A 24,245-nucleotide genomic window follows, 5' to 3' on the forward strand; every position below is an offset into this window, starting at 1 on the left:
CCGGGTCTAGCTTCACCACGGTGGGTCGGCTCGACGGCCCCGGGAGCGACCCATCAGGATGACCCAGGATTCCACGGTCGCCGTCATCGGCAGCGGGCTCGGCGGACTCGCGGCCGCGTGTGTCGCTGCCGCGCGGGGCCACCGCGTGACGGTCTACGACAAGAACGGCTGGCTCGGCGGCAAGGCCGCGGTGCTGCACGAGGGCGGCTTCCGCTTCGACATGGGCCCGACCATCCTGACGGTCCCCCGGGTTCTGGAGCGCATCTTCGCGGAGGCCGGCCGCTCGGTTCACGACTACATGGACCTGCGCCGCCTCGACCCGCAATGGCGCTGCTTCTTCGACGACGGCACCCATATCGACCTGATGCAGGACGTCGAGCGGATGGCCGGCGACATGGAGCGCTTCGCTCCGGGCACCGGCGAGGGCTACAAGAAGTTCCTCACCATCTCCGAGCATCTGCACGGGGTTTCCGAAAAATTCTTCTTCTGGAAGCCGGTCGAGGATCTGTTCGACACGATCAACATCCGCGCCAACATGAATCCCGGCACGCTGCGCGACGTGCTATCCCTGCGCATGCACGCCTCCGTGGCCTCGACGATCCGCGGCAAGGTGAAGGACGCCCGGCTGGCGCAGATGCTCGATCACTTCGTGCAGTATGTCGGCTCCTCGCCCTACGGTGCGCCGGCGGTGCTCTGCGCCATCGCGCATATGCAGACGGCGGACGGCGTCTGGTACCCGATGGGCGGCACACGGGCAGTCGCCGAGGGGCTCGCCAAGCTCGCCCAGGAGCTCGGCGCCACCTGCAAGACCGACACCGAGGTGACGGGGATCGAGACCGCCAACGGCGCGGTCCGCGGGGTCCGCACCGCCGCGGGCGTCACGCCCTTCGACGCGGTGATCTCCAACATGGATTCGGTGCGCACCTACCGCGAGCTCGTCGGTGGCGACGCCGCCAAGGCCTACGCCAAGAAGAACCCGGAGCCGGCCTGCTCGGGGGTGGTGCTCTATCTCGGGCTGAACAAGCGCTACGAGCACCTGAACCACCACGATTTCGTCTTCTCCCGCGACCCGGAGGAGGAGTTCGACTTCATCTACAACAAGGGCGAGCCGGCGCCGGACCCGACCGCCTATCTGGCGGCCCCCTCCTCCACCGATCCGAGCGTGGCGCCGGAGGGCGGCGAGGCGCTCTACGTCCTGGTCCACACACCCTACCTGCGCCCGCACCACGACTGGCGCCCGGACGGGCCTCTGTTCCAGAACTACCGCCGGACGATCCTCGACAAGCTCAAGCGCACCGCCAACATGCCGGATCTGGAGGAGCGCATCGTCGTCGAACGCCACCTGACGCCGCAGGACATCCACGAGCGGTACAAGGTGCTGAACGGCGCGATCTATGGGCTGGCCTCGCACGGGCGGGTGATGGGGGCGTTCAAGCCCGGCAACCGCTCGCGGCAGGTGCGCGGGCTCTACCTCGCGGGCGGCGCCGCCCATCCGGGACCCGGCATGCCGATGGTGATGATGTCCGGCTGGATCGCCGCCGACGCGCACGACCAGGACGCGCGCGGCACCCTGCGCGCGACGGCGTGACATCCTCCAGGCCCCTCCCTCCCCCCGCTGCGGGGGAGGGAAGCCCTCGAAGGGGGTCGGGAGAGGGGAGCGGCGGTTCAGGCAAAGCCTCGCCCGCCGCGAAGGCCGAGCCGTATTCTGCACCGTCGCTCCCCTCTCCCCCCCTGCTGCGCAGGGTACCCTCCCCCGCAGAGGGGGGAGGGAGAGCGGCGCATCTCCCGCAGGTCTCTCCCACGATCCGCCGTTTCATGGTGGCGTGGTTCGAGCGCTACCTGCACCGCCATCTCGACGCCCTACGCCTGCCGCTCTGGAGCACGCCCCCCGACCGCAACCATCGCGGGCCCATCGTGGTCTACTGCAACCATCCCGCGTGGTGGGATGCGGCCCTGATCATCGTGCTGGCCGGGCGCCTCTACCCGGAGCGGCCGAGCCGGGCGCCCTTCGATGCCGCGATGCTGGCGCGCTACCGGATCTTCGAGCGGATCGGCGCCTTCGGGGTGGATCTCGACAGTCCTCGGGGTGCCGCGCAATTCCTGGCCGCCGCCCGGACGATCCTGGCCGCGCCGGACGGGATGCTCTGGATCACCGCGCAGGGCCGCTTCGCCGATGCCCGCGCGCGACCCCTCGCGTTGCGGCCCGGCGTGGCGCGGCTCGCCGAGATCGCCCCCGATGCCCTGGTCGTGCCGATGGCCGTCGAATACGCCTTCTGGGACGAGCGCGGCGCCGGGGCCTTCGCGGCCTTCGGGCCCGGCATCCCGGCCTCGGACCTCGCCGCCCTGTCCCGACCGCAGCGCCTCGTCCGGCTGGAATCCGACCTGACCGTCACCCTGGACCGTCTCAGCGCCGACGTGATCAGCCGCGAGCCGGCGCGTTTTCGCGCCCTCGTCTCCGGCCGCAAGGGTGTCGGGGGCATCTACGACCTCTGGCGAAGCCTGGCGGCCCGGCTCTCCGGCCGGCGCTTCGATCCCGCCCACCGGGCCACCGACGGGCAGGATCGCGCCGCGTGAGGATTTCGACTCCACGCCGCCCCCGTGCGATGCAGGGACCGGACGGGACCCATCTCCGGCACGGACCATGACCGATACGATCCTGACGGCCCTGGCCCTGCTCGGTCTCGCCCTGGCCCTCCTCCCGGCCGTGCTGGCGGCCGTGAACCTCGCGGCCCTGCGCCGGCCGGAGCCGGAGGCGGATCCCGGCCTCGTCTCGATCCTGATCCCGGCGCGCAACGAAGCCGGCAACATCGAAGCCACGGTTCGCGCGGCGCTCGCCAGCACGCAGGTGCCGGTCGAGGTGATCGTCGGCGACGACCATTCCACCGACGCGACCCCGGAGATCGTGCGCGCCATCGGCGATCCGCGCCTGCGCCTCGTCGCCGTGCCGGCGCTGCCCGAGGGCTGGACCGGCAAGAACCACGCCTGCTTCCACATGGCCGGCCTCGCACGGGGGCGCCACCTCCTGTTCATCGACGCCGACGTGCGCCTCGCGCCCGAGGCCGCCGCGTCCCTGGCGGCGCAGGCGCGCCGCACCGGCGCGGCCCTGGTCAGCGGCGTGCCACGGCAGGATCTGGGCACGCTCGGCGAGATGCTGACCGTGCCGATGATCGATTTTTTGCTCTTGGGCTACCTGCCGGTGCCGCTGATGCGCCGCCTGCGCGACCCGTCGCTCGGGGCGGCTTGCGGCCAGCTCATCCTGGTCGAGGGCGAGGCTTACGCCGCCACCGGCGGTCACGGATCGATCCGCACCTCGCTTCACGATGGGGTTCGCCTGCCGCGCCTGTTCCGTGCGGCCGGCCACCGGACGGATCTCGTGGCCGCCGCTTCGCTCGCCACCTGCCGGATGTATGACGGCTTCGTGCAGGCCTGGGCGGGCTTCTCCAAGAACGCCCACGAGGGCATGGCAACGCTTCGGGCATTGCCGGTCTGGACCCTGCTGCTCGGAGCCGGGCAGCTACTCCCGCTGTTCCTCGTCCTGGCCGGCCTGTCCGGTCTGATCCCGACTTCAGCCCTGATCCCAGCCGCGGGGGCCCTCGCCTTCTCGCTGGCGACGCGCGTCGCGATCACCCTGGCGGTCCGGGCGCCACTCGCGACGATCCCGCTCCACCCGGCCGCAGTCGCGGTGGCGCTGGCGATCCAATGGAACGTGCTGCTGCGGCGGGAGCGGGCCGGGGCCGCCACGTGGAAGGGTCGCAGCTATCCGGTCAGCGGGGTCTGAGGCGGCCTGACCCGCGACTCGCCGGAGCAGTCTTCATGGCAAGGGTTGGCAGGCCTTGGTGCCGCCTCCATCCGGTTGCGGCTTCACCGAGACGATGAGCTGCACGGTCGGCACAGTGCCGATCTGCCGGGTCAGGTGGCCAGCCCGGCCGTCAGGCGCCTGCGGTTTCGACCCAGAGTCGGCGTTGAACTGAATCTCGCCGGGACCCTGCTCCATCACGGTTCCGTCCGTGGCCTCCACCGACCAGCGCCCCGACAAGGTGATCACCCATTGCGGGCCGGGCGCCGCGTGCCACGGGCCGACATAGCCGACCGGGAGGATTGCGTAGGCGATCGACGCCACGTCACCGGGTGGCGCGCCGACATATTGCGGCGGTGCGGGCGGCGCGTAGCTCTTGAAGGCGAAATTCTTGAGATCGCAATATTGGACATGGCTGCGCCCCTCCGCGTCGGCATAGAGCACGCCGTAGCGCAGAGCGGGCGGATCGACCGTTGCCAGACCCGCCGGACCGGACGGGGCCGGCACGACGCTCAGCGCCGGGGTGTCTCCTGCCGCCCAGGCATTCCCGATGCTCGGGAGAACCGCGATCAGGAGAGACACGACGCGTGCCCGGTTGTGCGATGCGACCATCGTTCCAAGCCCCTATCCCGCGCGCCGCGCAACCTGCTCAGTCTGCCGCCGCTGGCGAGGCGACAGCCCTTTGGCGTCTGACAACGCAATGCCCTGCGGAGACGTGGGCGGGTGCGCGCGAGCGCCGCACAGCCTGCGCCCGTTCAGCCGGTCGCGGGCGACGCCCCAAGGCCGGTCTCCGCCAGGATCCAGGCCGCCGTATCGGCATCCGCCCCGGCGACCGGGAGATGCAGGATGATCGGCGTGTCGTAGGGATGACGCGCCTTCAAGGCGGCTGCCAGAGCGTCGGCCAAGCCCTCGCGGCTCTTGAGGATGGCGGCGACCTCCTCGCTTCGCTCGATCGCGCCCTTCCAGCTGTAGACCGAGCGCATGCCCGGCAGCACGTTGATGCAGGCGATCAACCGTTCGCGGACGAGAAACTCGCCGATATTGAGGGCCGAGGCCAGATCGGGAAAGGTGGTGTAGACGAGGAGCGGACGCTCCATGCTATGCCTCCGGGTCGCGCGGTCCCGGAGAGTGGGGGCATGCGGGGCACCGACGTCAACCGGGCGGTTCGCTCGTCAGCACTGGAGCCGTGACGTGATGACGCCTGACGCGACGCGCCTGCCCGGCCCCGCCTGACCCATGCCGCATGTCAAGAAAATCGCCTTCGTGGCGAGCCCGACCGGCTACGCCCGCGAGGCGGCCGCCGCCCTGATGCGCCGCTACGATCACGTCCCGCCCGAAGAGGCGGATGTCGTGGTGGCACTCGGCGGCGACGGGCTGATGCTTCAGGTGCTGCACCGGTTCATGGACAACCCGAAGCCGATCTACGGGATGAATCGCGGGACGGTCGGTTTCCTGATGAACGAGTTCCGGGACGACGATCTCCTGGAGCATCTGGACGCGGCGCATCGCAGCGTCATTCACCCGCTGGTGATGGATGTGCTGGACACCGAGGGCCGCTCGCACCGGGCGCGGGCGATCAACGAGGTCTACCTGTTGCGCCAGACCCACCAGACCGCCAAGCTGAAGATCGCCGTGGACGGGAACGTCCGGCTTGACCTGCTGATCGCCGACGGCGTGCTGGTCGCCACCGCCGCCGGCTCGACCGCCTACAACCTGTCGGTGGGCGGCCCGATCCTGCCGCTGGACGCGAAGCTCCTGGCGCTGACCCCGATCTCGGCCTTCCGGCCCCGGCGCTGGCGCGGCGCGCTCCTGCCGGATTACGCGAAGATCCGGATCGACGTGCTCGACGCGCCCCACCGCCCCGTGGCGGCGGTGGCCGACCACACCGAGTTCCGCCGGGTCTGCACGGTCGAGACCTCGCTCGACCGTTCCACCGAGCTGGTGCTGCTGCACGATCCCGGCCACAGCCTCGACGAGCGCATCCTGCGGGAGCAGTTCGGGTGAGCGTGCAGATCAGGCGCGCCGCACAGGCCGATCACGCGGCGATCGCTCGGATCATCGTGCCGACCATCCGCGCCGGGGAGACCTACGCCCTCGACCGCGACCTCAGCGAGGGGGCCGCCCTCACCTACTGGACCGGCGCCGACCGCGAGACCTACGTGGCCGAGCAGGAAGGGGCGGTGCGCGGCACCTATTACCTGCGGGCTAACCAAGCGGGCTTCGGCGCCCACGTCGCCAATTGCGGCTTCATGACCGACCCGGCGGCGTCAGGCCGCGGGATAGCCCGGTCCATGGGGGCGCATGCGCTCGACCGGGCCCGGGCATGCGGCTTCACGGCGATGCAGTTCAATTTCGTGGTGAGCACCAACGTCCGGGCCGTGCGGCTCTGGGAGAGCCTCGGCTTCGCCGTGGTCGGACGACTTCCGGGCGCCTTCCGGCATCCAAGCCTCGGATGTGTCGACGCCTTGGTGATGTTCCGGACGCTCTGAGACCTGGGACGCCCCGGAGGCCTTGCGGCCGCGTCCGGATCAGGCTTGCGGCGCCGCCACGAGGTCGCTCTCGCGGACCGCGCGCTCGCCGCCCTGGGTGCGGATGCGGTAACCCGGCTCGCCCGTCTGATCCTCCGGCATCAGCCGGAGCACCTCGAACACCTCGCCCGTGCCCCCGTCGCCCGGAAGTCCATGACTGGGGCGGCAGACCCGCTGGCCGACCTTGAACTTGTGGGACATGGCGGGCTCCTGGGACGCGGTGTCGGGGTGGCGGCGCCTCAGCGCCGTTTCTGGGCCTTCGCCTTGCGGGCGAGGTAGCGCGCGTCGCGCTGGGCCTTCTGCTCGGCCTGCAGCGCCTTGGCGCGCTCCTGAGCGGCGAGTTGCTCGGCGTGCTTGCGCTCGATCTCGGCGAGGCGATCGGCCTCGGCCTGGGCTGCGGCGCGCGCGACCTCAGCCTGGCGCTGCGCCTCGCGCTCGGCGGTGCGGGCCTCGCGGGCATCGGCGACGGCACGGCGGGCCGATTGCCGGGCGAGGACGGCCGGATCGTCGGCGGACGGACGCGCCCGGAACCGGGCCAGCATCTCCGACCGCGCCTTGGCGGCCGTCTCAAGGCGATCGGCGACGCCCTGCTTATTGGGAAAGCTCACAGACACTCCTGGGTCGGGCGCGGCAGAGGCCGGCACCCCGAGGGATGGCAAATACGAAGAAGCCGCTCCGGGGGGAGCGGCTTCCACAAAAGACGTTCGGTCGGGGATCAGGCCGTCTGGAGCTGACCGGCGGACTGCTTGCCGCTGCGGCGGTCGGTCTCCAGCTCGTAGCTGACCTTCTGGCCCTCGGCCAGATTGCGCAGGCCGGCGCGCTCGACGGCGGAGATATGGACGAACACGTCCTTGCCACCATCATCCGGCTGGATGAAGCCGTAGCCCTTGGTCTCGTTGAACCACTTGACGGTTCCGGTGCTCATGGAAGTCCTTGATCTTCGCAGGCATAGTGAGAGATGGCACCACCCTGTGCGGGCCAGCGCCGGCATCGACCGATAGCGATAGGAAAGTCAGAACCGCCCTGCGAAGGCGTAACGGTCCAAGATATCCGGACACGTGCCGATCCCGTATAGTTAGACTGATCGCGCTGTCTTGGCAAGCCTGGAGAAATATTTCTCGCACTTACTGGCCGAGTTGGGCGCGCTTTGGCGGCTTAGAAACGGCGACGATTGTCGGTGCTGGGGCCGACTGAGCGGCGATCGGACGAAATTCAACGGCGCGGCTGCGCCCAAGATCTGTGTTCCAGTGCCGTCACTTGGCGCGGATCGATGCCGCTGGCTCAGGCCGGGCTGAGGCGCAGGACCCCCTCACCGCGACGATGCCCCACCGCCGTCACCGCCACCTCGCGGGCGCCGCCTGCGGCCACGAGGGCGGCCGCGAGGGCCGCACCGAACGGCGCCGCGACTTCGAGCCCATGACCGATCACGTCGCCCAGCGCCTGCAGGCGGGCCGCCGGCGCGAGACGCCCCAAGGCGTCCCGCTCCTCGGCGGTGATCGGCGCGCCGCCGGTCGCGGCCGACAGGACATGATCGGGCGCCGCCAGCCCGGCCTGTCGCCACAGGGCTTCGAGGCTCGCCAAGACGCTTCCGGGCGCGCGACAGGTGCGATCACAGGCCACGGCGTCGAGCCGGGCGAGCGCCCGGGCGCCCCGGGCGGCGACGTGGGATTCCGATTCGAGCATCAGGAACGCCGCGCAGCTGCCGAGGATGAACCCGCCCTGCGCGCCACGCTCGAACACCGGTCGGTACGCGTCCCGGGCGAGAAAGCCGCCCATCGCGTGAATGACCAGCACATCGGGCCGCTCAGCGCTGTACGAACCGCCGACCAGGATCGCGTCGATCTGACCCGAGGCCACCCGCGCCTGGGCAATCCGCAGGGCGTCGATCCCGGCGGCCTCCTCACCCATGAAGGTCCGGGAGGCCCCCGTCACCCCGTGGACGATCGCGATGTTGCCGGCGAGCAGGTTCGAGAGCTGGGCCAGGAACAGGGTCGGGCGCAGGTCGTTCTGCAACCGCTCGTTCAGGTAGGCACCGGGATCATCGGCCTCACGCAGACCCGTCAGAATCGCGCCATCGACCGCGTAATCGCGCTCGCCGCCGCCCGCCGCCACCACGAGGTGGAGCGCCTGCTTGAAGGCCGCATCGTCCTTCACCCCAGCGGCGTCGAGGGCGAGGCCCGCGGCGTAAACGCCGAGGCGCTGCCACGCCTCCATCTGGCGCTGATCGCTGCGCTTGGGGATCTGGCCGTCCCAGGCGATCGCGGGGGCCGGATGCACCGGGTAGGGCGCGAAGGTTTCGGCGTCGGTGCGGGGCGCCGCCCCCGCGTCGAGGGCTGCGAGATGGGTGTCGACGCCCTCACCCGCGCAGGAAACGAGGCCGAGGCCGGTGACGACGACGGCCCGATTCACGGCTGCACCGGATCGGAAAACAGGCCGATCGCCCGCGCCCGTTCCCGCATCGGCGCATCGAGCCCGTCCGGGAACGGCATGGTGCGGAAGCGCAGCTCCGCGTCGCAGAGTGCCTTGCCGGCATGGCTGATCGCGGCCTTGGTCACCGCGTAGCCCGAGCCATCATGCTCCAGGCGCGCGGTCACGACGAGCTCCGCCCCCGGCCCGACGAAGGAGCGGAACCGCGCCTTGTCGACCCCGGTGAGGAACGGCATGCGGGTGAAATCGAGATGGGCGAGCACGAGGTAGCCGGAAGCCTGCGCCATGGTCTCGGTGAGAAGCACGCCGGGCACCAGGGGATGGCCAGGGAAGTGCCCCTCGAAGACGGGGCTCTCCAGCGGCACCCGGGCGAGCGCCTCGATCCGACCGGCGGCCCGGTCGAGGAGCCGCACGGAGTCGATCATCTCGAAATATTCGAGGCGCATGGCGGGACGATCAGCCGGCGCGGATCAGACCTTGGCGGCCTTCTCGGCCACCAGGGCGTCGATGCGCGCGCACAGGTTCTTGAGCACGAAATACTGCTCGGCCGGGACCTTGCCCTCGTTGACCTCCTGGGTCCAGCGCTCCAGCGGCAGCTTGATCCCGAAGGCCTTGTCGACCGCGAAGGCGATGTCGAGGAAGGCGAGGCTGTCGATGCCAAGGTCGTCGATGGCGTGACTCTCCGGGGTGATCTTCTCCCGCGGGATGTCGGCCGTCTCGGCTATGATGTCGGCCACGCGCTCGAAGGTGGCGCTGCCGTGGGCGGGCTCGTCGGACATGTCTTCTCGCGGGCTGGTCGGATTCCGGATCGGTCGGGCGGGAGCCCCCTCGCCGCCGGACAGCCCCGGCACGCCCCGCGCGACCACCCTCAGCGTCTACGGGTCCCGATACGCGGCCCCGTGGGATGGCGGCGACCTCTACACGAGGGTGTCAGAGGCGGCAACCTTGGCGGGCCGCCCGGCGTTTCAGCGGCTATCCCCAGGCAGCCGTCGCGGCGTCTGCGGGCAATCGTACCGCTCCCGCCCCATCGGCCCTAGCTGAGGGACGGGACAGAAGCCGCGTTCCCAGGAGACGAGACGGATGCCACCGATCACCAAACCCGCGCGCCCGCCGGCGCGGATCGAGGAGGCACCGTCGCTGCCGCCGCACGAGCGGGCCCGCTCGCAGGGGGCGGCGCGCGTCCTGCTGGTCCTGGTGCTCACGGCCCTCGGCCTGTGGATCCTGCACCGGTTCCTGCCGGCCCTGGCTTGGGCGGTGGTGCTCGCGATCGCCCTGTTCCCGGTCTACAACCGGCTGGAGCGCCGTTTCCCGCCCGGCAAGCACAACCTGCTGCTGCCCTCTCTGATGACCGCGGCCGTCGCCCTGGTCTTCCTGGCACCGCTCGCGATCCTCGGTGTCCAGGCGGCCCGGGAAGCCCACGACGTGGCCGACTTCGTGCGCAACGCCGAGGCCAACGGCATCCCGGCGCCTGAATTCCTCCAGCATCTGCCCTACGGCGCCGCGCAGGCGACCGCGTGGTGGAACGACAATCTTGGCCACGCGCAGGCGGGCTCGGACCTGCTTCACAGGTTCGAGAACCACTCGGTGATCGGCACCTCGCGCAATGTCGGACGGGAGATCGTCCGGCGGATCGTGCTGTTCGGCTTCAGCTTGGTGGCCCTGTTTTTCCTGTTCCGCGACTGGCGCACCGTGCGGGACCAATCGTTGATAGCCTGCCAGAAGCTGTTCGGGCCCCGTGGCGAGCGCGTCGCCCGCCAGATGGTCGCCTCGGTGCACGGCACCGTCGATGGCCTCGTCCTCGTCGGCCTCGGCGAAGGTGTCCTGCTCGGGATCGTCTACTACTTCGCCGGCGTCCCGCACCCGGTGCTGCTCGGCGCCTTCACGGCGGTCGCGGCGATGATCCCGTTCGGCGCGGCCCTCGCCATCGCCATCGCGGCGCTCCTGCTGGTGGCGGCGGGCGCGACGAAGGCCGCCATCGTGGTGGCGGCGGCGGGCCTCGTCGTGACCTTCGTGGCGGACCACTTCGTGCGCCCGGCCCTGATCGGCGGCACCACGAAGCTGCCGTTCCTGTGGGTGCTGCTCGGTATCCTCGGCGGCGTCGAGACCTTCGGGCTGCTCGGCCTGTTCGTCGGCCCGGCCGTGATGGCCGCCCTGGTGCTCCTGTGGCGGGAGTTTACCCAGGGCCACGACGAGAAGGCTTGAGGCCGCCTCTATTCCTCCGCGCCCGCTCCGGCCGAAGCTTCGACCCGGCGCCGGTCCCGGCGCCAATCCGCCGGCTTCTCGAAGGTGCCGGCCCAGATCCCACGGCGGGTCGCCCAGGCATGACTCTCCTGGGCGGCGTAGGCCGTGGTCACGTGACGGCTGGCCAGCGCGAAGCCCTGGGTGGCCATCCAGGCTGACAGATCTTCCCCGTGGACCTGGCAGCGGCCGGTCAGACGGCCCGCGACCGGCGGGTCCCGTCGCTCGCAGGTGACCACCGCACCGCCGATCCGTGCCCGCAGGGCCTGCGCGGCCGACCGGCCGCAGCGGTATTCCAGCCCTGTCGCGGTCTCGCAATTCTGCGCCGTCTCGGGCGCGTCGATGCCGTAGAGGTGGAGGCGGGTCCCCTGGATCTCGATCGTATCCCCATCGATCACCGTCGCCGGGCCGCTGATCGGTCCCGCCGCCGCGGCGGGACCGATCAGCAGGAGCAGGGCAAGCGTCGATCTGATCATCACGGATGTGTCCATGGCGGCGGCAGGCGGATGGGCGGAAAGCGAATGCCGAAGCCGGGATGATCCCAGGATAATGTGGCGACTTTGCCGGGATGCGGCCGGGGGGCTCGGGGCGTGGCCGCCGATGCCGGCGCGCGGCGCGTTCAGGGGCCGCGCCCGGACTCACACCGCCTGGATGTCGCGCAGGAAGCCGTCCACCTCCTGCTTGACGGCAAGCGACTGCTTGGCCAGTTCGGCCGCCGCGTTCAGCACCTGCGACGCGGCGTTGCCGGTTTCGCGGGACGCCGACAACACCTGCGAGACGTTGGACGACACGTGTTGCGTGCCCTGAGCCGCCTCGGTGGCGTTGCGCGAGATCTCGCTGGTCGCCGCCGTCTGCTCCACAACCGTCGAGGCGATGGCCCCGCTGATCTCGTTCACGCTCGTGATCGTGCGCGCGATCTGCTGCATCGCCTCGGCGGCCTGGGTGGTGGCCCCCTGGATGGCGAAGATCAGCCCGCCGATCTGGTCGGTCGCCTTGGCGGTCTGGCCCGCCAGTTCCTTCACCTCGGCGGCGACCACCGCGAAGCCCCGGCCCGCCTCGCCGGCGCGGGCCGCCTCGATCGTGGCGTTGAGCGCGAGCAGGTTCGTTTGCGCCGCGATCCCGGAGATCGTCGTCACGGCCGCACCGATCTGCTTGGAGGCCGCGCGCAGGCTCGCCATGGCGGTGTTGCTCGCCTCGGCCTCGTGGGCGGCGAGGCCGGCCGCCTCGTTGGCGCGGAGCACCTGCCGCTCGATCTCCTGCAGCGAGGACACCATCTCCTCGGCCGCCGCCGCCACCGTCTCCACGTTCATGGACGCCAGATCGGCGGCCGTGCTGGACGCGACCGCCTGGGTGTTGGTGTCGTCGGCGATCTGCGTCATCGAGCGGGCCGTGGCGTCGAGCTCGCTGGTCGCCAGCGTGACGATCTCGAGGGACGCGGCGATCTTCTGATCGAAGATCTCGACGAGCTGCTCGCGACGCTCGGCCCTGCGCTGGCTGGCCGCCCGCGCATTGGCCTGGGCAGCCTCCAGTTCGGCCCGGACGATGGCGTTCTTCCGAAACACCTCCACGGCCTTGGCCATGGCGCCGAGTTCGGCTGCGGCATCCTGCGAGGGAACCACGAGATCCGTATGGCCTTCGGCCAGGCGCTCCATGGCTTTCACCATGCCGTCGATGGGGCGGATGATACTGCTGGCGATGATGGCGGCCAGGGCGACACCGATGATCAGGGCCAGCGCGCCGAGGCCGACCTCGATGCGCCAAGCACGCAGAACACGTTCTTCGGTCTCCGCCTTGATCTCCGTCGACGCCGCCACGATCCGTTCCCGGAGCTTGGCGCAGTTCGTCGCGATGGCGTCCGTCCGTGGCTTGATGCCGGTTTCGGAAATCGCCTTCGATGCGATCATGGCCTCGTGATAGCCGGTGAGTTCCGCCTTGTAGACAGCCAGCGTATCCGCGAGTTCCCGGATCCGACCGGCAACGGCTCCATCGCCCTCGAGAGCCTGCAGGGCGATGCGGGCCTGCTCGACCTTCTCCTGAAATTCCGCCCGAAAGCGGGGATCCGGATTGATGACAGAGCGCGCGGCCGCGAGGCGTGAGTCGAGGATGGCGCTCTCGATGCGAGTCGCCTGCAGCTTCGCTTCGGTGTTGCCGCTTTGGTTTATGTCGGTGATCATCCCTTCGCGCAGATGCGTCAGGCTGTTGCCGGCCTTGATGAGGCGCAACCGCGCGCCGTCGAGCCGGGTCCCGGCCTCCGCAAGATGATCCAAGTCGGCCTTCATCGCCGCCGCGCTGCCGAGGATGGCGGCATAGCGGCTTCTCCCCTCATCGGTCATGGCCTTGGCCGTGCGGCGCTCGGCGGTTTCCTCGATCAAGCGCCGCACCTCCTGCATGGCGGTGATCTGCGCCGTGTCCGGCGCGACGCGGTAATGCTCGGCTTTGGCGGAGAGCTGGGCGGCAAGGCCGTCCATCGCAATGATTTCCTGTGCGCTCTCTCCGACGAAGATCAGCCTTGCGTAATCCTGATTCAGACTGTCTTGCTGATATGTCGCAAACGCACCGATAATCGCCGCAACTGCAACGAGTATGGCGAACCCGGCATACAGGCGAATACGTATTCCGATCTTCAAGACAAAGATCCTTGCACTGGGAGGGATTTTTCAGATCAAGCCTCCCCAGCAAGCGAGTTGCAAGTGACACTGCTGTGTCACATTTCGGTTATAACCTGAAGTTTATTTTGCTCTATAAATGCTGTCGCCAATAGTATATAAATCTCTAGTTTGGAATGCCGGGATGTAAAGACACGATACCCGGCTGCATTATTCCACGCGCCACAAGCAAATATTTCGAAATTTTGCTCCACACGCCCTATCATTCCACCGCACAACCTGAGCGACGCGGGAAAGACGCCGCTTCAGCGGTCCGGACCTTCAATGCTGAGCCGTGGGATTCTCCGGTCTCACGGAGATGCCGACTGAGGTTCGGGCACGGCATCCAGAACCCGGATCGATCGATCAATAGGTCTGCGCTGCGTTTCACAGGGCACAGCGGATTGGCAGGATCGCGAATCACGCCTCGCTCGGCCAACCGACGCGTCGCGCGCCGCTATCGCCCATTCGGCGCAGAACGGCCCGGCGTCCAACGATCCTGGATGGTATGGGCAGGCTCAGGCGGCGCGATCGGCCAGCGCTTCGCGCATCAGGGTGGCCACCATCCCGTTCTGGAGCTGGTCGTGCCGGACGCGCAGCGCGTCGGGGATATGGCCCGGTGCCTCCGGCTCCGGATCGTCGAGCGCGTCCCCGGCGAGCACGATGCGCAGCCCCGGGCGAAGGGTCCGGGCCTCGACGGCCAGCTGTGCACAGCACAATCCGCCCTGAAGGCCGGAATCCACCACCATCACGTCCACCGGCAGGCCCAGCGCCAGGACCGTCATGGCGTCGACCCCCCGGTCGCAGGCGGTGACCTGATAGCCTAGAAGGCGAACCTGCGCGGCCACCTCGTCCCGCCAGCGCTTATGGCGGCCGACGACCAGAACCTGGATGCGGTAGCACCCGCCATGGGGCATCGTGCCGGAAGCAGTCCCGATGTCGGCCGTGGACATTCCGCACTCGACTTCGCGCTGGCTTTGCGATGCAGCATGCTATGCCGGGTTGCAATCCTGACGCAAGCCTGCCGCCGCGAAGACGCCGCATTTCGTGGCGCCTCCGCTCAAAGAGCCGGCAATCGGGATCCCTGACCATAGGCCGGGCATGCGGTTGACGCCGCCGGGGTCCTGCGCTCAACACCGGGCCGCCCGCGGGACAAACCGCGCGCTGCCGGAGCCCGAGCCGATGTCGTCCGCGAAATCCCCGCCCGTCTCCCCGCTGGCGCCGAGTGCGGTGCCGGAGCTGCCGCCCCTGCCGGGGGTGCGAATCGCCACCGCCCAGGCCGGGATCCGCTACAGCGGCCGGACCGACGTGCTCTACGTCGCGCTGGAGGCCGGCACGCAGGCGGCCGGCGTGTTCACCCGCTCGAAATGCCCCTCGGCGCCGGTGGATTGGTGCCGCGAGGCCCTGGCCGAGGGTTCCGCCCGGACACTGGTCGTGAATTCCGGCAACGCCAACGCCTTCACGGGACGGCTGGGTCGAGAGGCGGTGGCCCGCACCGTCGCGATCGCCGCGCAAGCAGCGGGCTGCGGCACCCGCGAGGTCTACGTCGCCTCGACCGGCGTGATCGGCGAGCCGCTGCCGGCCGAGCGCTTCGAGGGCGTGCTGGACGATTGCGCGGCCCGGGCCACGGACGGCTCCGCCGCCTGGGCCGAGGCGGCCCGCGCCATCATGACCACCGACACCTTCCCGAAGCTCGCGACCCGCACGGCCATGATCGACGGCGTGACGGTGACGCTCAACGGCATCGCCAAGGGCGCCGGCATGATCGCCCCCGACATGGCCACGATGCTGTCCTTCGTCTTCACCGACGCCGCCCTGCCGCAGGCGGTGCTTCAGGCGCTTCTCTCCGCGGGGACGAAGACCAGCTTCAACTGCGTGACGGTGGACGGCGACACCTCCACCTCTGACACGCTGATGCTGTTCGCGACCGCCAAGGCCGGTCACGCGGCTTTGTCGGACCCAGCCGATCCGCGACTCGCAGGCTTCCGTGCGGCGCTGGAGGGCCTCCTCGTCGAGCTGGCACAGCTCGTCGCCAAGGATGGCGAGGGTGCGCGCAAGTTCGTCACCGTCCGGGTCACGGGGGCCGAGAGCGATGCTTCGGCGCACCGCATCGCCATGTCGATCGCCAACTCGCCGCTGGTGAAGACCGCGGTGGCGGGCGAGGACGCCAATTGGGGCCGGGTCGTGATGGCGGTCGGCAAGGCCGGCGAGCCCGCCGACCGCGACCGGCTGGCGATCTGGTTCGGCGACGTGCGGGTGGCCGTGGATGGCGCCCGGGATCCGGATTACAGCGAAGCGGCCGCGAGCGCCGTGATGCGCGAGCCGGAGATCGAGATCCGGGTGGATCTGGGGCTCGGCGATGGCCAAGCCCGGGTTTGGACCTGCGATCTGACCAAGGCCTATATCGAGATCAACGGGGATTACCGCTCGTGAGGGTGGTCCTGGCCGGCGCTCTCCTGATTGCCGCGCTCTCCGCCGGGGCCCGGGCCGACGATTCGGCCTGCACCCGCCAGATCAGCGTGCTCGCCCGCGCCGCGGAGGCGCGGGCGCCGGATTTTGCCGAGGTGACGATGGGCATCGAGGCGCGCGCGCCCAATGCGGCGGCGGCCCTCGATGCGGCCTCGAAGGCGGTGGCGGGCGTCTCGGCGCAGGCCCGCGCACTCGGCGTGCCGGCGACGGATATTGGGACCGCAGCCGTCTCGCTGCAGGCCGACACGCGGTCGGTGGCCCGGCCGGGCGGCCTCGCCGAGGAGCCGGACGGCTACCGGGCGAGCAACCTCGTGAGCGTCCGCCTCGCCGACATGGACCGGCTCGGCGACCTCCTCCGCCAAGCCCTCGATGCCGGGGCGAACCGGATCGACGGCGTCAGCTTCGGCCTGCGCGATCCCGACACGCTTGATGCGGCCCTCCAAGTCGCCGCAGCCCGCGACGCCCGCGCCCGGGCCGTAGCGCTCGCCGACGCCCTCGGCGTCAAGCTCGGCCCGCTCTGCACGCTCGGGCCTGCGGGCGGCGCCCCCTATCCCATGGCGAACCGCGCCCTGGCAGCACCGATGGCGGCGAAGGGCCGGCGCGTCCCGATCGAGGCCGGCACGATCCAGATGTCCTCCGAAGTCGCCGTCACCTTCGCGGTGGCACCGTGAGCGCCCCCGGGGGTGCCGGCCCCCGCCTCCTCCTTGTGGTTGCTGTGGCCTTGGTCGATGTCGACGGCCGCGTGCTGGTGAGCGAGCGCCCGGCGGGCAAGCAGCTCGCCGGATTGTGGGAATTTCCCGGCGGCAAGGTCGAGCCGGGCGAGCGGCCGGAGGAGACGCTCATCCGGGAGCTTTCCGAGGAACTCGGCATCGGGGTCGAGGAACCGTGCCTCGCGCCCCTGACCTTCGCCAGCCACGCCTATCCGGAGTTCCACCTCCTGATGCCGCTCTATGTCTGCCGCCGCTGGACCGGCACGCCGCAATCGATAGAGGGGCAGGCGTTGAAATGGGTCCGGCCGAAGGCCCTCCGCGACCTCGCGATGCCGCCCGCCGATGCGCCGCTGATCCCGTTCCTGATTGATCTGCTGGAGGTCTGAGGCCGCCTCACAGCGCCAGGATCGCCTCGACCGCCTCCTGCACGGCCAGCGCCTCCGCGAAGGTAGCGAGGTGGTGCGGTTCGCCCCGCGCCATGCGGACGACGCCCTCGAGCTGGCGCCGCAGGGTGATCGGACGCAGCTTCTCATTGGGGATCGCGTCGGGCTCCGGCTCGAAGCGCCCATCCGGGCCGAGGCGCTCGGCGATGGCCCAGTCGCGCAGGCGGACGGCGCCCGCATCACCCTCCAGCGTCCACGTGTTGTGGTCGTCCCTGTCGGTGCCGCCGACCCGGCCGGTCAGCGTGACGGGGATGCCGCCGGCCGTCAGGGTCACGGCGATTCCACGCTCGGATCGGCCGGGCTCCGGAAAGTCGACCCGGCCGCCGATTCCCTCCAGGGGGCCGAGCAGGCGGCGGGCGAGGAACAGGAAGTGCGAGACGACCTCGCGGGTGAAGCCGCCCTCCGCCCGCGCGTCGAGCCAGCGCGCCGCATCTGCCTGCCAGGGGCGCGGCCAGCGGGCGAAGTCCACCGCGATGGCGAGGCGGCGCGGCGTACCCACGGCCCCCTCGGCGATCCAGCGCTGCAGCACCGCCACGCCGGGCGATGAGGCGAAGGGGAAGTTCACCGCGCCGGCGGGTCCGGCCTCCGCCACGAAGGCGCGGGCCTCGGCCAGATCGATGGCGAGCGGCTTCTCGCAGAAGACGCTTCGTCCCGCCGTCAGGGCTGCCCGGGCGTAGCCGAGATGCGAGGCCGGTGGCGAGGCGACGTAGAGGCAATCGCTCGCCGTCACGACGGATTCGGCATCGGCGACGCGGGGCACCAGGGGGAAGGCCGCGCCGATGCGGGCCAGGGCCTCCGGCGACGGGTCCCAGATCGCGCCGACCCGGACGGGCGAATCCGGCGCCCCGTGGATGGCACCGAGCAGGCGCTCGCCCATGATTCCCGCGCCGATGATCCCGAGGGCAAGCGTGGCGTCGGTGGCCGTCATGGAGGATCCCGCGTCTCGGACGGCGCGGATGCGCGTCCCGGCGCAGCCATACGGATCTCGATCGACGCGGGAAAGACCGCCGACGCACACAACCATCAGGCTCGGCCCTGGCGGGCGTCGAGGCTGAACCGGCCGGCCCCGAAGGCCGCGAACTGCAGCAGACCGCCGGTGACGGCGAGGTTCTTCAGGAAGTGGAACATCTGGTTCTGATCCCCCAGAGCCGCGTGGAAGGTCACCGCGTTGGCCAAAGCGAAGAGCGCCAGCGCCAGGGCGACGAGCCGGGTACGATAGCCGGCGATCAACAGAAGGCCGCCGCCGATCTCCACCAGCGTCGCCGCCCCATAGGAGAGCGGGGGCAGCGGCAGGCCGGCGGCCTGGATGGTGGCGAGGGTCGCGGCGGGCGCGGCGAGCTTGCCGACCCCGCTCACGAGGAAGAGCGCGCTCATCAGGACCCGGCCGGTCAGCGGCAGCAGGGCCATGAGGGTCGCTCCGGCGGCGGTCGGAACGGGGGAGATCGAGGCGGCCATGGGCATTGTCCTTCCCTGCGGTGCGTGCGCGCGATTCAGGCTGCGCGCGGAAGCGCGATGTCGCGCAGCCAGTCCGCCGCGCGGTCGAGATCGGCCTGCGACAGGCCGTGGCCGGCGGGCAGGATCCGGTGCTCGACCTGCGCGCCGGCGGCCATGAGCTGCGCCGCGAGGCGGCGGGCATTCTCCACCGGTACGATCGGGTCCATGGCACCGGAGAGAATCAGGACCGGTTTTCCCGCGAGATCGGCCGCCGGGGGATCGGTGAAGGGCACCATCGGGCGCATCAGCACGGCACCCGCCAGGATCTCCGGCCGCAGCATCAGCAGCGCGGCGGCGATGTTGGCGCCGTTGGAGAAGCCCAGCGCCAGCGGCGCGCCGAGCTCGTAATGGTCGCGCGCCGCCGCCACGAAGCCGGCGAGGTCGTGGGTGCGGCGGCGCAAATCGGCCTCGTCGAACACGCCCTCCGCCAAGCGTCGGAAGAAGCGCGGCATGCCGTTCTCGGACACTGCCCCACGGGGCGAGAGGAGCGCGGCGTTCGGGGCGAGCATCCGGCCGAGCGGCGGGAGGTCGTTCTCGTCGCCGCCGGTCCCATGCAGGAGCAGCAGCGGGTGGGCCGTATCCGGGCCGGGCTCGAAGCGGTGGATGAAACCGAGGCTTTCGTTGGTCATGGCGACCTCCTGGCAAGGGGGAGGATTGCCGCCCCGCGGGATGCGGAGCGGGCGCTGGCGTCAGGCGACCTTGGGCAGAACCGCCTCGATCTCGGCCCGGTGCGGCTCCAGCCCGGCGGGCAGCTTCAGATCGGACCCGAGGGCCTCGATCGGCTCGTCCACCGCGAAGCCGGGCGCGTCCGTCGCGATCTCGAACAGCACGCCGCCCGGCTCGCGGAAGTAGATCGACCGGAAGTACTGCCGGTCGCGCTGCTCGGTGACGTGGAGGCCCCGGGCGGCAAGCGCTTCGCCCATCGCGGCCTGCGCGGCGTCGTCCGCCGCCCGGAACGCGATGTGGTGGACCGAGCCCGCGCCGGGCCGGCCGGGCAGGAAGCCGCCCACCGCCCGCAGGGTCACGAGGCCGCCGAGCGCGGCGCTGCCCGCGAAGCGGGTCTGGTTGCCCTCGCGGCCGGACTCGCGCAGGCCCAGGACCTCCGTGAGGATCGCGGCCGTGGGCTCTGCCTTGTCGAGGAGCAGCGTGACCCCGTGCAGGCCGCGTATGGCGTGCTCGGCCGGAACCTCGCTGGCGGCCCATACCTCATCGCCGGCCTCCTCGACGCCGACCAGAGCCAGCATCATCCCGTCCGGGTCGCGGAAGCGCAGGGTCGGCTCGCCGAACACCTGAATCAGCGGCTCGTGGGCCACGCCCTTCTCGATGAGACGGTGGGTCCACCAGCCGATGGAGGCGCGGGGGATCCGGAAGGCGGTCTCCTGCGTCTCGCCGACCCCGACCCGGCCGGGGGCGGCCCGCTCGATCGGGAAGAAGGTCAGGATCGTCCCGGGGCGCCCGGCCGCGTCACCGTAATAGAGGTGGTAGGTGCCCGGATCGTCGAAGTTGACGGTCTTCTTGACCAGCCGCAGCCCGAGCACGCGGGTGTGGAAATCGAGGTTGCGCAGGGCCGGCCCGGAGAAGGCCGTGACGTGGTGGAGGCCGGTCTGGATCATGGCGCTGTCTCCTGCGGCTGCCGCGATGGATGCGGTGCCTGTGCGATGACCGCAATGTGCCCCTTGCCGTCAGGCGGGAAAATAGAAACGATGGAAACCCATCGTTTCCAAATTTGATCACAGTGATCGACCCATGAGGCTGCCCGATTTCGAGGCCTGGGCGGTGTTCGCCAAGGTGGTGGAGACCGGCTCCTTCGGCCGGGCGGCGGCGGATCTCGGGCTGTCGAAGGGTACGGTCTCGAAGGCGGTCGGCCGGCTGGAGGTCCGGATCGGTGCCCGGCTGTTCAACCGTACGTCGCGCAAGCTCGCCCTCACCGAGGCGGGGCAGGCCGCCAAGGCGGGCGCGGCGCGCATCCTGGCGGAGGGCGAGGCGGCCGAGGCGCTGGCCATGGCGGGGGCTGCCGAGCCGCGCGGTCTGGTCCGGCTCGCGGCCCCGATGACCTTCGGGGTGATGCATGTCGCGCCGCTGCTGCCGGATTTCCTCCGCCAGCATCCGGCCGTGTCGGTGGACCTGCACCTCTCGGACGCGGTCGTCGACCTCGTGGGCGGGGGATTCGATATCGGGCTGCGCATCGCGGCCCTGCCGGATTCGTCGCTGCGTGCCCGCCGGCTCTGCGTGGTCCGACGCTCGCTCGTGGCGACCCGCGCCTATCTCGACCAGCACGGCCGCCCCCGGCATCCGGACGACCTCGCCCGGCACGCCTGTCTGGGCTATGCCCATCTGCCGACGCCCGACCGCTGGCGCTTCGTGGATGCGAGCGGCGCGGAGGCCGTGGTCACACCCGGCGGGACGCTGCGGGCCAACAATGCCGAGGCGCTGACCCCGGCCCTCCGGGCCGGCCTGGGCCTCGCGCTTCAGCCCGATTTCATGATCTGGGACGATCTGGAGGCGGGCCGCCTGGAGCGGGTCCTGACCGACTGGTCACCGCCCCCCATCGCCCTGCACTTGGTGACGCCACCTGGCGATCCCCGGCCCGCGCGCGTCACGGCGCTCATGGCTCATCTGGCGCGAGGGCTCTCCCATGCCCCCTGGGCGGATTTGCACGCGCCGGTTGCAACGCATCCATCGTCTCCGGCTGAACCCAATACATATTAGGGCAGCTTTTTCATCGATAGACTACCGCTGGATGGAAAAGGGCCACGATCGACCCGGCGCCTGGGCTCAGCGCATGACGCAGCCGATAAACACCTGGACCGGTTTATGCATCAAGAGGCGCAGGCTCTGGCCACACGCGGCCTAAACCGTGCCTAGAGGCTTACAAGACTGGCCGATCTCATCGGAACCGTGCCATCAGGTTAACCTTCGACTTGCGCGGCAACCTGACGTATGCAAGGACTATAGTCCACCCCGCGGCAACGGGACTTTGCCGCGTGAGGATGCTATGTATGCGAGTATACAGTCCGATCGAGGCGTCGATGTTCACAGCGGTTCCCGGACGCCGTGTGCCTGAACTGTTGCGGCACAAGACGGTCGCGGCGGCCGTAGCCGATTCGCTCCGGCAGCGGATCCTGAACGGCGAACTGCGCCCCGGCATCCAGCTCCGCCAGGACGCGCTGGCCGAGGAATTCGGGATCAGCCGGATCCCGATCCGGGAAGCGCTCCTGCAGCTCGAAGCCCTCAACCTCGTCAAGATCGTGCCGCATCGCGGTGCCGTGGTGTCGGGCCTGTCCGTGGAGGAGGTGGAGGATATCTTCAGGTTGCGCGTCCAGCTCGAGCCGCAGCTCCTGCCACTCTCGGTCCCCCACCTCACGGACGAGGATTTTCAGGACCTCCGCGCGGTGCTGAAGGCGTATGGTGAGGCGCTGAGCGGCGGCGAAGTCATGCGCTGGGGCGAGTTGAACCGGCGCTTCCACTTCGATCTTCTGCGCCACGCGGACCGGCCGCGCGCGCTGACCATCGTGTCGGGCCTGCTTCAGGATTGCGACCGCCCGACGCGCCTGCAACTCTCGGCCTCGGGCGATGTCGCCCGGGCCCATGACGAACATGCGCAGATCCTTGCTTTGTGCGAGGACCGGAAGGTCGAGGCGGCGGCGGAAGCCCTGCGCGCTCATATCGAGAATGTCGGCGTGTGCCTCGTGGCGGTCTACCGGGACGGGCTGGCCCGACTCTGACCGGTTGCGCGTCGCCGGCGCGTCCGGCTGGACGACTCAATCCCCCTTGCCGCCCCGGCCGCCGAAGCGGGTCAGCCGGTCCTTCATCTCCAGCACCTTCTGGACCTTCGCGCCGAGGGTGAGAAGCTGGATGAGGCGGTCGGTGTCGAGCCGGCGCATGTCGTCGTACCAGCCGGTGAACAGCTCGAACAGGTCGTGCATCTCGCCGAGGCGCGCCTGAGCATGACGCTCGGCTTCGGTCCCGACCTCCTGCATCAGAAGCTCGCGCAGCATGGTCAGCGTCGGGTCGATCTCGCGCTTCTTACGCTCCTCGACCAGGGTGCGGACGATCTGCCAGACATCCTCGGGGGTGGCGAAATAGTCCCGCCGGTCCCCAGGCCGGTGCTGGAGGCGCACGAGGTTCCAGGCCTGCAGTTCCTTCAGCCCCATGCTGACATTGGAGCGCGACACGCCGAGCCGTTCGACGATCTCGTCGGCGTTGAGCGGCCGTTCCGAGACGAACAGCACGGCGTAGATCTGCCCGACCGTCCGGTTGATGCCCCACCGGGAGCCCATCTCGCCGAAATGGAGCACGAAGGTCTGGACGAGGGGGGGCAGCTGCACGGGGCGTTCCGACGGGGTCTGGATCCGCAACCTATCAGGTCTTGAGCCAGAACCGGAGCAGCGTCGCGACCGATCCGAGGGCCGCGATGCTGAGCGCCCAGATCGCCACGAACCAGGCGAGGCGCTTCCACAGGGGCAGCGGCGAGGCTTGGGCCATCAGTGATACCCGTGCGTGTCGACCTTGCCGCGGAACACCCAGTACGAATACGCGGTGTAGGCCAGGATGATCGGGATCAGCACAGCGGCCCCGACCAGCATGAAGATCTGGCTCGCCTCGGGGGCGGCGGCCTGCCAGATGGTGATCCGCCCCGGCACGATGTCGGGGAAGATGCTGATCCCGAGGCCTAAGAACGACAGGCCGAACAGCCCCAGCGCGATCAGGAATGGCGCCCGCTCGGCCCCGGCCCGCAGGGTCCGCCCCAGGGCAAAGGCCGCGAGCGCCACGAGGAGCGGCACCTGCGCGGTGACGAGCACGTTCGGCATCGCCAACCAGCGCTCGAAATAGCGCCCCTGGAGGAACGGGGTGGCGGCGCTCACCAGGGCGACCGCCGCCACGGTCGCCACGGTGAGGCGCTGGGCGAGGCGCCGGGCCTGAAGCTGGAGCAGGCCCTCGGTGCGCATCACCAGCCACGTGGCCCCGAGCAGCGCGTAGGCGACTGCGAGGCTCACGCCGACCAGCAGGCTGAACGGCGTCAGCCAGTCCCACCAGCCGCCCGCATAGGCGCGGCCCTCGACGGCGATGCCCTGAAGCAGCGCCCCCAGGGTGATCCCCTGGGCCAGGGCCGCCACCACCGAGCCGACCGTGAAGGCCACGTCCCAGACCGCCCGGTGGCCGGGATCGCGCCAGCGGAACTCGAAGGCGACACCCCGGAAGACCAATCCCAGCAGCATCGCGAGGATCGGCGCGTAAAGGGCCGGCAGGATCACCGCGTAGGCGAGCGGGAAGGCCGCGAACAGCCCGCCCCCGCCCATCACCAGCCAGGTCTCGTTACCGTCCCAGACCGGGGCGATCGAGTTCATGGCAGTGTCCCGCTCGGGTCCCGGCCGCAGGGTCGGGAACAGGATGCCGATGCCGAGATCGAACCCGTCCATGACGATGTAGGCGAAGACCGCGAAGGCGATCACGAACGCCCAGACAACGGTGAGATCGACGCTGTACAGCATGGC

General features: G+C 70.2%; 29 protein-coding genes. 11 read left to right on the forward strand and 18 right to left on the reverse strand.

Annotated elements, in window-relative coordinates; translation table 11 throughout:
• Positions 1-58 precede the first annotated feature (58 nt).
• The 3 genes from MKK88_RS07935 to MKK88_RS07945 all read left to right on the forward strand — a co-directional run bounded on the left by MKK88_RS07935 (position 59) and on the right by MKK88_RS07945 (position 3,778).
• Positions 59-1,588: a phytoene desaturase family protein gene (locus MKK88_RS07935; protein WP_243998570.1), complete on the forward strand. Its 1,530-nt coding sequence runs from the start codon at positions 59-61 to the stop codon at positions 1,586-1,588.
• Positions 1,589-1,815: 227 nt separating this feature from the next.
• The gene (locus tag MKK88_RS07940) at positions 1,816-2,574 is read left to right on the forward strand and encodes a lysophospholipid acyltransferase family protein (RefSeq protein ID WP_243998571.1); all 759 of its coding nucleotides are present in this window, start codon (positions 1,816-1,818) and stop codon (positions 2,572-2,574) included.
• A 67-nt stretch (positions 2,575-2,641) separates the two neighbouring features.
• Entirely contained in the window at positions 2,642-3,778 is a 1,137-nt protein-coding gene (locus MKK88_RS07945; RefSeq protein WP_243998573.1) for a glycosyltransferase, read from the forward strand.
• Positions 3,779-3,811: 33 nt separating this feature from the next.
• On the opposite strand, the gene MKK88_RS07950 is transcribed toward MKK88_RS07945, so the two are convergent.
• Together MKK88_RS07950 and cutA are read right to left on the reverse strand one after the other, a co-directional pair.
• Positions 3,812-4,408 (reverse strand): hypothetical protein, encoded by a 597-nt coding sequence (locus MKK88_RS07950; RefSeq protein WP_243998575.1) that lies wholly within the window; start codon positions 4,406-4,408, stop codon positions 3,812-3,814.
• 143 nt (positions 4,409-4,551) lie between these two features.
• On the reverse strand, positions 4,552-4,893 hold the full coding sequence (gene cutA / locus MKK88_RS07955) for a divalent-cation tolerance protein CutA (protein ID WP_243998577.1): 342 nt from the start codon (positions 4,891-4,893) through the stop codon (positions 4,552-4,554).
• Positions 4,894-5,032: 139 nt separating this feature from the next.
• Here cutA and MKK88_RS07960 point away from each other — a divergent pair, with 139 nt between their 5' ends.
• Both MKK88_RS07960 and MKK88_RS07965 read left to right on the forward strand, forming a co-directional pair.
• A complete protein-coding gene (locus MKK88_RS07960) occupies positions 5,033-5,800 on the forward strand; it encodes an NAD kinase (RefSeq protein WP_243998579.1) in 768 nt (255 codons plus the stop codon).
• 2 nt (positions 5,801-5,802) lie between these two features.
• Entirely contained in the window at positions 5,803-6,285 is a 483-nt protein-coding gene (locus tag MKK88_RS07965; RefSeq protein WP_243998704.1) for a GNAT family N-acetyltransferase, read from the forward strand.
• 39 nt (positions 6,286-6,324) lie between these two features.
• On the opposite strand, the gene MKK88_RS07970 is transcribed toward MKK88_RS07965, so the two are convergent.
• The 6 genes from MKK88_RS07970 to MKK88_RS07995 form a co-directional block, all read right to left on the reverse strand.
• On the reverse strand, positions 6,325-6,525 hold the full coding sequence (locus MKK88_RS07970) for a hypothetical protein (protein WP_243998581.1): 201 nt from the start codon (positions 6,523-6,525) through the stop codon (positions 6,325-6,327).
• Positions 6,526-6,563: 38 nt separating this feature from the next.
• A complete protein-coding gene (locus MKK88_RS07975) occupies positions 6,564-6,932 on the reverse strand; it encodes a DUF6481 family protein (RefSeq protein WP_243998583.1) in 369 nt (122 codons plus the stop codon).
• A 107-nt stretch (positions 6,933-7,039) separates the two neighbouring features.
• Positions 7,040-7,249, reverse strand: coding sequence for a cold-shock protein (locus tag MKK88_RS07980; protein ID WP_091715064.1), 210 nt, complete (start codon positions 7,247-7,249; stop codon positions 7,040-7,042).
• 356 nt (positions 7,250-7,605) lie between these two features.
• Complete coding sequence (locus tag MKK88_RS07985; RefSeq protein WP_243998585.1) at positions 7,606-8,733, reverse strand: beta-ketoacyl-ACP synthase; 1,128 nt, start codon at positions 8,731-8,733, stop codon at positions 7,606-7,608.
• Positions 8,730-9,197 carry a 3-hydroxyacyl-ACP dehydratase FabZ family protein gene (locus tag MKK88_RS07990; protein ID WP_243998587.1) on the reverse strand — a complete coding sequence of 156 codons (468 nt, stop codon included), beginning with the start codon at positions 9,195-9,197 and terminating at the stop codon, positions 8,730-8,732. Before MKK88_RS07990 ends, MKK88_RS07985 begins: the two co-directional genes overlap by 4 nt.
• A 24-nt stretch (positions 9,198-9,221) precedes the next feature.
• Positions 9,222-9,530 (reverse strand): acyl carrier protein, encoded by a 309-nt coding sequence (locus tag MKK88_RS07995; protein WP_160533596.1) that lies wholly within the window; start codon positions 9,528-9,530, stop codon positions 9,222-9,224.
• A 301-nt stretch (positions 9,531-9,831) separates the two neighbouring features.
• Between MKK88_RS07995 and MKK88_RS08000 the strand changes: the two genes are divergently transcribed.
• A complete protein-coding gene (locus tag MKK88_RS08000; RefSeq protein ID WP_243998589.1) occupies positions 9,832-10,953 on the forward strand; it encodes an AI-2E family transporter in 1,122 nt (373 codons plus the stop codon).
• An 8-nt stretch (positions 10,954-10,961) separates the two neighbouring features.
• Here MKK88_RS08000 and MKK88_RS08005 read toward each other — a convergent pair whose 3' ends face one another.
• The 3 genes from MKK88_RS08005 to MKK88_RS08015 form a co-directional block, all read right to left on the reverse strand.
• The gene (locus MKK88_RS08005) at positions 10,962-11,465 is read right to left on the reverse strand and encodes a thermonuclease family protein (RefSeq protein ID WP_243998591.1); all 504 of its coding nucleotides are present in this window, start codon (positions 11,463-11,465) and stop codon (positions 10,962-10,964) included.
• 162 nt (positions 11,466-11,627) lie between these two features.
• The gene (locus MKK88_RS08010) at positions 11,628-13,457 is read right to left on the reverse strand and encodes a methyl-accepting chemotaxis protein (protein ID WP_243998593.1); all 1,830 of its coding nucleotides are present in this window, start codon (positions 13,455-13,457) and stop codon (positions 11,628-11,630) included.
• 695 nt (positions 13,458-14,152) lie between these two features.
• Positions 14,153-14,587 carry a histidine kinase gene (locus MKK88_RS08015; protein ID WP_243998595.1) on the reverse strand — a complete coding sequence of 145 codons (435 nt, stop codon included), beginning with the start codon at positions 14,585-14,587 and terminating at the stop codon, positions 14,153-14,155.
• Between the two features lie 229 nt (positions 14,588-14,816).
• Between MKK88_RS08015 and argJ the strand changes: the two genes are divergently transcribed.
• The 3 genes from argJ to MKK88_RS08030 are packed head-to-tail and all read left to right on the forward strand — an operon-like array spanning position 14,817 to position 17,199.
• Positions 14,817-16,067 carry a bifunctional glutamate N-acetyltransferase/amino-acid acetyltransferase ArgJ gene (argJ, locus tag MKK88_RS08020; RefSeq protein WP_243998597.1) on the forward strand — a complete coding sequence of 417 codons (1,251 nt, stop codon included), beginning with the start codon at positions 14,817-14,819 and terminating at the stop codon, positions 16,065-16,067.
• Positions 16,064-16,774 carry an SIMPL domain-containing protein gene (locus MKK88_RS08025; protein ID WP_243998599.1) on the forward strand — a complete coding sequence of 237 codons (711 nt, stop codon included), beginning with the start codon at positions 16,064-16,066 and terminating at the stop codon, positions 16,772-16,774. Before argJ ends, MKK88_RS08025 begins: the two co-directional genes overlap by 4 nt.
• Positions 16,771-17,199, forward strand: a complete 429-nt coding sequence (locus MKK88_RS08030; protein WP_313902303.1) for a (deoxy)nucleoside triphosphate pyrophosphohydrolase — start codon at positions 16,771-16,773, stop codon at positions 17,197-17,199. The genes MKK88_RS08025 and MKK88_RS08030 overlap by 4 nt, the downstream gene beginning before the upstream one ends.
• 7 nt (positions 17,200-17,206) lie before the next feature.
• On the opposite strand, the gene MKK88_RS08035 is transcribed toward MKK88_RS08030, so the two are convergent.
• The 4 genes from MKK88_RS08035 to MKK88_RS08050 all read right to left on the reverse strand — a co-directional run bounded on the left by MKK88_RS08035 (position 17,207) and on the right by MKK88_RS08050 (position 20,363).
• Complete coding sequence (locus MKK88_RS08035; protein ID WP_243998602.1) at positions 17,207-18,184, reverse strand: Gfo/Idh/MocA family protein; 978 nt, start codon at positions 18,182-18,184, stop codon at positions 17,207-17,209.
• A 95-nt stretch (positions 18,185-18,279) separates the two neighbouring features.
• Positions 18,280-18,711: a DoxX family protein gene (locus MKK88_RS08040; RefSeq protein ID WP_243998604.1), complete on the reverse strand. Its 432-nt coding sequence runs from the start codon at positions 18,709-18,711 to the stop codon at positions 18,280-18,282.
• Positions 18,712-18,746: 35 nt separating this feature from the next.
• Positions 18,747-19,379: an alpha/beta hydrolase gene (locus tag MKK88_RS08045; RefSeq protein ID WP_243998606.1), complete on the reverse strand. Its 633-nt coding sequence runs from the start codon at positions 19,377-19,379 to the stop codon at positions 18,747-18,749.
• Positions 19,380-19,439: 60 nt separating this feature from the next.
• A complete protein-coding gene (locus MKK88_RS08050; RefSeq protein ID WP_243998608.1) occupies positions 19,440-20,363 on the reverse strand; it encodes a ring-cleaving dioxygenase in 924 nt (307 codons plus the stop codon).
• 133 nt (positions 20,364-20,496) lie between these two features.
• Between MKK88_RS08050 and MKK88_RS08055 the strand changes: the two genes are divergently transcribed.
• On the forward strand, positions 20,497-21,459 hold the full coding sequence (locus MKK88_RS08055) for a LysR family transcriptional regulator (RefSeq protein WP_243998610.1): 963 nt from the start codon (positions 20,497-20,499) through the stop codon (positions 21,457-21,459).
• A 320-nt stretch (positions 21,460-21,779) separates the two neighbouring features.
• On the forward strand, positions 21,780-22,475 hold the full coding sequence (locus MKK88_RS08060) for a GntR family transcriptional regulator (protein WP_243998612.1): 696 nt from the start codon (positions 21,780-21,782) through the stop codon (positions 22,473-22,475).
• 36 nt (positions 22,476-22,511) lie between these two features.
• On the opposite strand, the gene MKK88_RS08065 is transcribed toward MKK88_RS08060, so the two are convergent.
• The 3 genes from MKK88_RS08065 to cydB are packed head-to-tail and all read right to left on the reverse strand — an operon-like array spanning position 22,512 to position 24,242.
• The gene (locus MKK88_RS08065) at positions 22,512-23,078 is read right to left on the reverse strand and encodes a GbsR/MarR family transcriptional regulator (protein ID WP_243998614.1); all 567 of its coding nucleotides are present in this window, start codon (positions 23,076-23,078) and stop codon (positions 22,512-22,514) included.
• A 34-nt stretch (positions 23,079-23,112) separates the two neighbouring features.
• Entirely contained in the window at positions 23,113-23,235 is a 123-nt protein-coding gene (locus MKK88_RS08070) for a DUF2474 family protein (RefSeq protein ID WP_243998616.1), read from the reverse strand.
• Positions 23,235-24,242 (reverse strand): cytochrome d ubiquinol oxidase subunit II, encoded by a 1,008-nt coding sequence (gene cydB / locus MKK88_RS08075; protein ID WP_243998618.1) that lies wholly within the window; start codon positions 24,240-24,242, stop codon positions 23,235-23,237. Before cydB ends, MKK88_RS08070 begins: the two co-directional genes overlap by 1 nt.
• Between the last annotated feature and the right edge of the window lie 3 nt (positions 24,243-24,245).

The sequence above is a fragment of the Methylobacterium sp. E-005 genome, assembly GCF_022829725.1.
GTDB lineage: Bacteria > Pseudomonadota > Alphaproteobacteria > Rhizobiales > Beijerinckiaceae > Methylobacterium.

Bases quoted from the DNA above. Each gene is read 5' to 3' on its own strand.
- MKK88_RS07935 (WP_243998570.1), top strand. From the start codon at position 59: ATGACCCAGGATTCCACGGTCGCCGTCATCGGCAGCGGGCTCGGCGGA.
- MKK88_RS07940 (WP_243998571.1), top strand. From the start codon at position 1,816: ATGGTGGCGTGGTTCGAGCGCTACCTGCACCGCCATCTCGACGCCCTA.
- MKK88_RS07945 (WP_243998573.1), top strand. From the start codon at position 2,642: ATGACCGATACGATCCTGACGGCCCTGGCCCTGCTCGGTCTCGCCCTG.
- MKK88_RS07950 (WP_243998575.1), bottom strand. From the start codon at position 4,408: ATGGTCGCATCGCACAACCGGGCACGCGTCGTGTCTCTCCTGATCGCG.
- cutA (WP_243998577.1), bottom strand. From the start codon at position 4,893: ATGGAGCGTCCGCTCCTCGTCTACACCACCTTTCCCGATCTGGCCTCG.
- MKK88_RS07960 (WP_243998579.1), top strand. From the start codon at position 5,033: ATGCCGCATGTCAAGAAAATCGCCTTCGTGGCGAGCCCGACCGGCTAC.
- MKK88_RS07970 (WP_243998581.1), bottom strand. From the start codon at position 6,525: ATGTCCCACAAGTTCAAGGTCGGCCAGCGGGTCTGCCGCCCCAGTCAT.
- MKK88_RS07980 (WP_091715064.1), bottom strand. From the start codon at position 7,249: ATGAGCACCGGAACCGTCAAGTGGTTCAACGAGACCAAGGGCTACGGC.
- MKK88_RS07990 (WP_243998587.1), bottom strand. From the start codon at position 9,197: ATGCGCCTCGAATATTTCGAGATGATCGACTCCGTGCGGCTCCTCGAC.
- MKK88_RS07995 (WP_160533596.1), bottom strand. From the start codon at position 9,530: ATGTCCGACGAGCCCGCCCACGGCAGCGCCACCTTCGAGCGCGTGGCC.
- MKK88_RS08000 (WP_243998589.1), top strand. From the start codon at position 9,832: ATGCCACCGATCACCAAACCCGCGCGCCCGCCGGCGCGGATCGAGGAG.
- MKK88_RS08005 (WP_243998591.1), bottom strand. From the start codon at position 11,465: ATGATCAGATCGACGCTTGCCCTGCTCCTGCTGATCGGTCCCGCCGCG.
- MKK88_RS08010 (WP_243998593.1), bottom strand. From the start codon at position 13,457: ATGGACGGCCTTGCCGCCCAGCTCTCCGCCAAAGCCGAGCATTACCGC.
- MKK88_RS08015 (WP_243998595.1), bottom strand. From the start codon at position 14,587: ATGTCCACGGCCGACATCGGGACTGCTTCCGGCACGATGCCCCATGGC.
- argJ (WP_243998597.1), top strand. From the start codon at position 14,817: ATGTCGTCCGCGAAATCCCCGCCCGTCTCCCCGCTGGCGCCGAGTGCG.
- MKK88_RS08035 (WP_243998602.1), bottom strand. From the start codon at position 18,184: ATGACGGCCACCGACGCCACGCTTGCCCTCGGGATCATCGGCGCGGGA.
- MKK88_RS08040 (WP_243998604.1), bottom strand. From the start codon at position 18,711: ATGGCCGCCTCGATCTCCCCCGTTCCGACCGCCGCCGGAGCGACCCTC.
- MKK88_RS08045 (WP_243998606.1), bottom strand. From the start codon at position 19,379: ATGACCAACGAAAGCCTCGGTTTCATCCACCGCTTCGAGCCCGGCCCG.
- MKK88_RS08050 (WP_243998608.1), bottom strand. From the start codon at position 20,363: ATGATCCAGACCGGCCTCCACCACGTCACGGCCTTCTCCGGGCCGGCC.
- MKK88_RS08055 (WP_243998610.1), top strand. From the start codon at position 20,497: ATGAGGCTGCCCGATTTCGAGGCCTGGGCGGTGTTCGCCAAGGTGGTG.
- MKK88_RS08060 (WP_243998612.1), top strand. From the start codon at position 21,780: ATGTTCACAGCGGTTCCCGGACGCCGTGTGCCTGAACTGTTGCGGCAC.
- MKK88_RS08070 (WP_243998616.1), bottom strand. From the start codon at position 23,235: ATGGCCCAAGCCTCGCCGCTGCCCCTGTGGAAGCGCCTCGCCTGGTTC.
- cydB (WP_243998618.1), bottom strand. From the start codon at position 24,242: ATGCTGTACAGCGTCGATCTCACCGTTGTCTGGGCGTTCGTGATCGCC.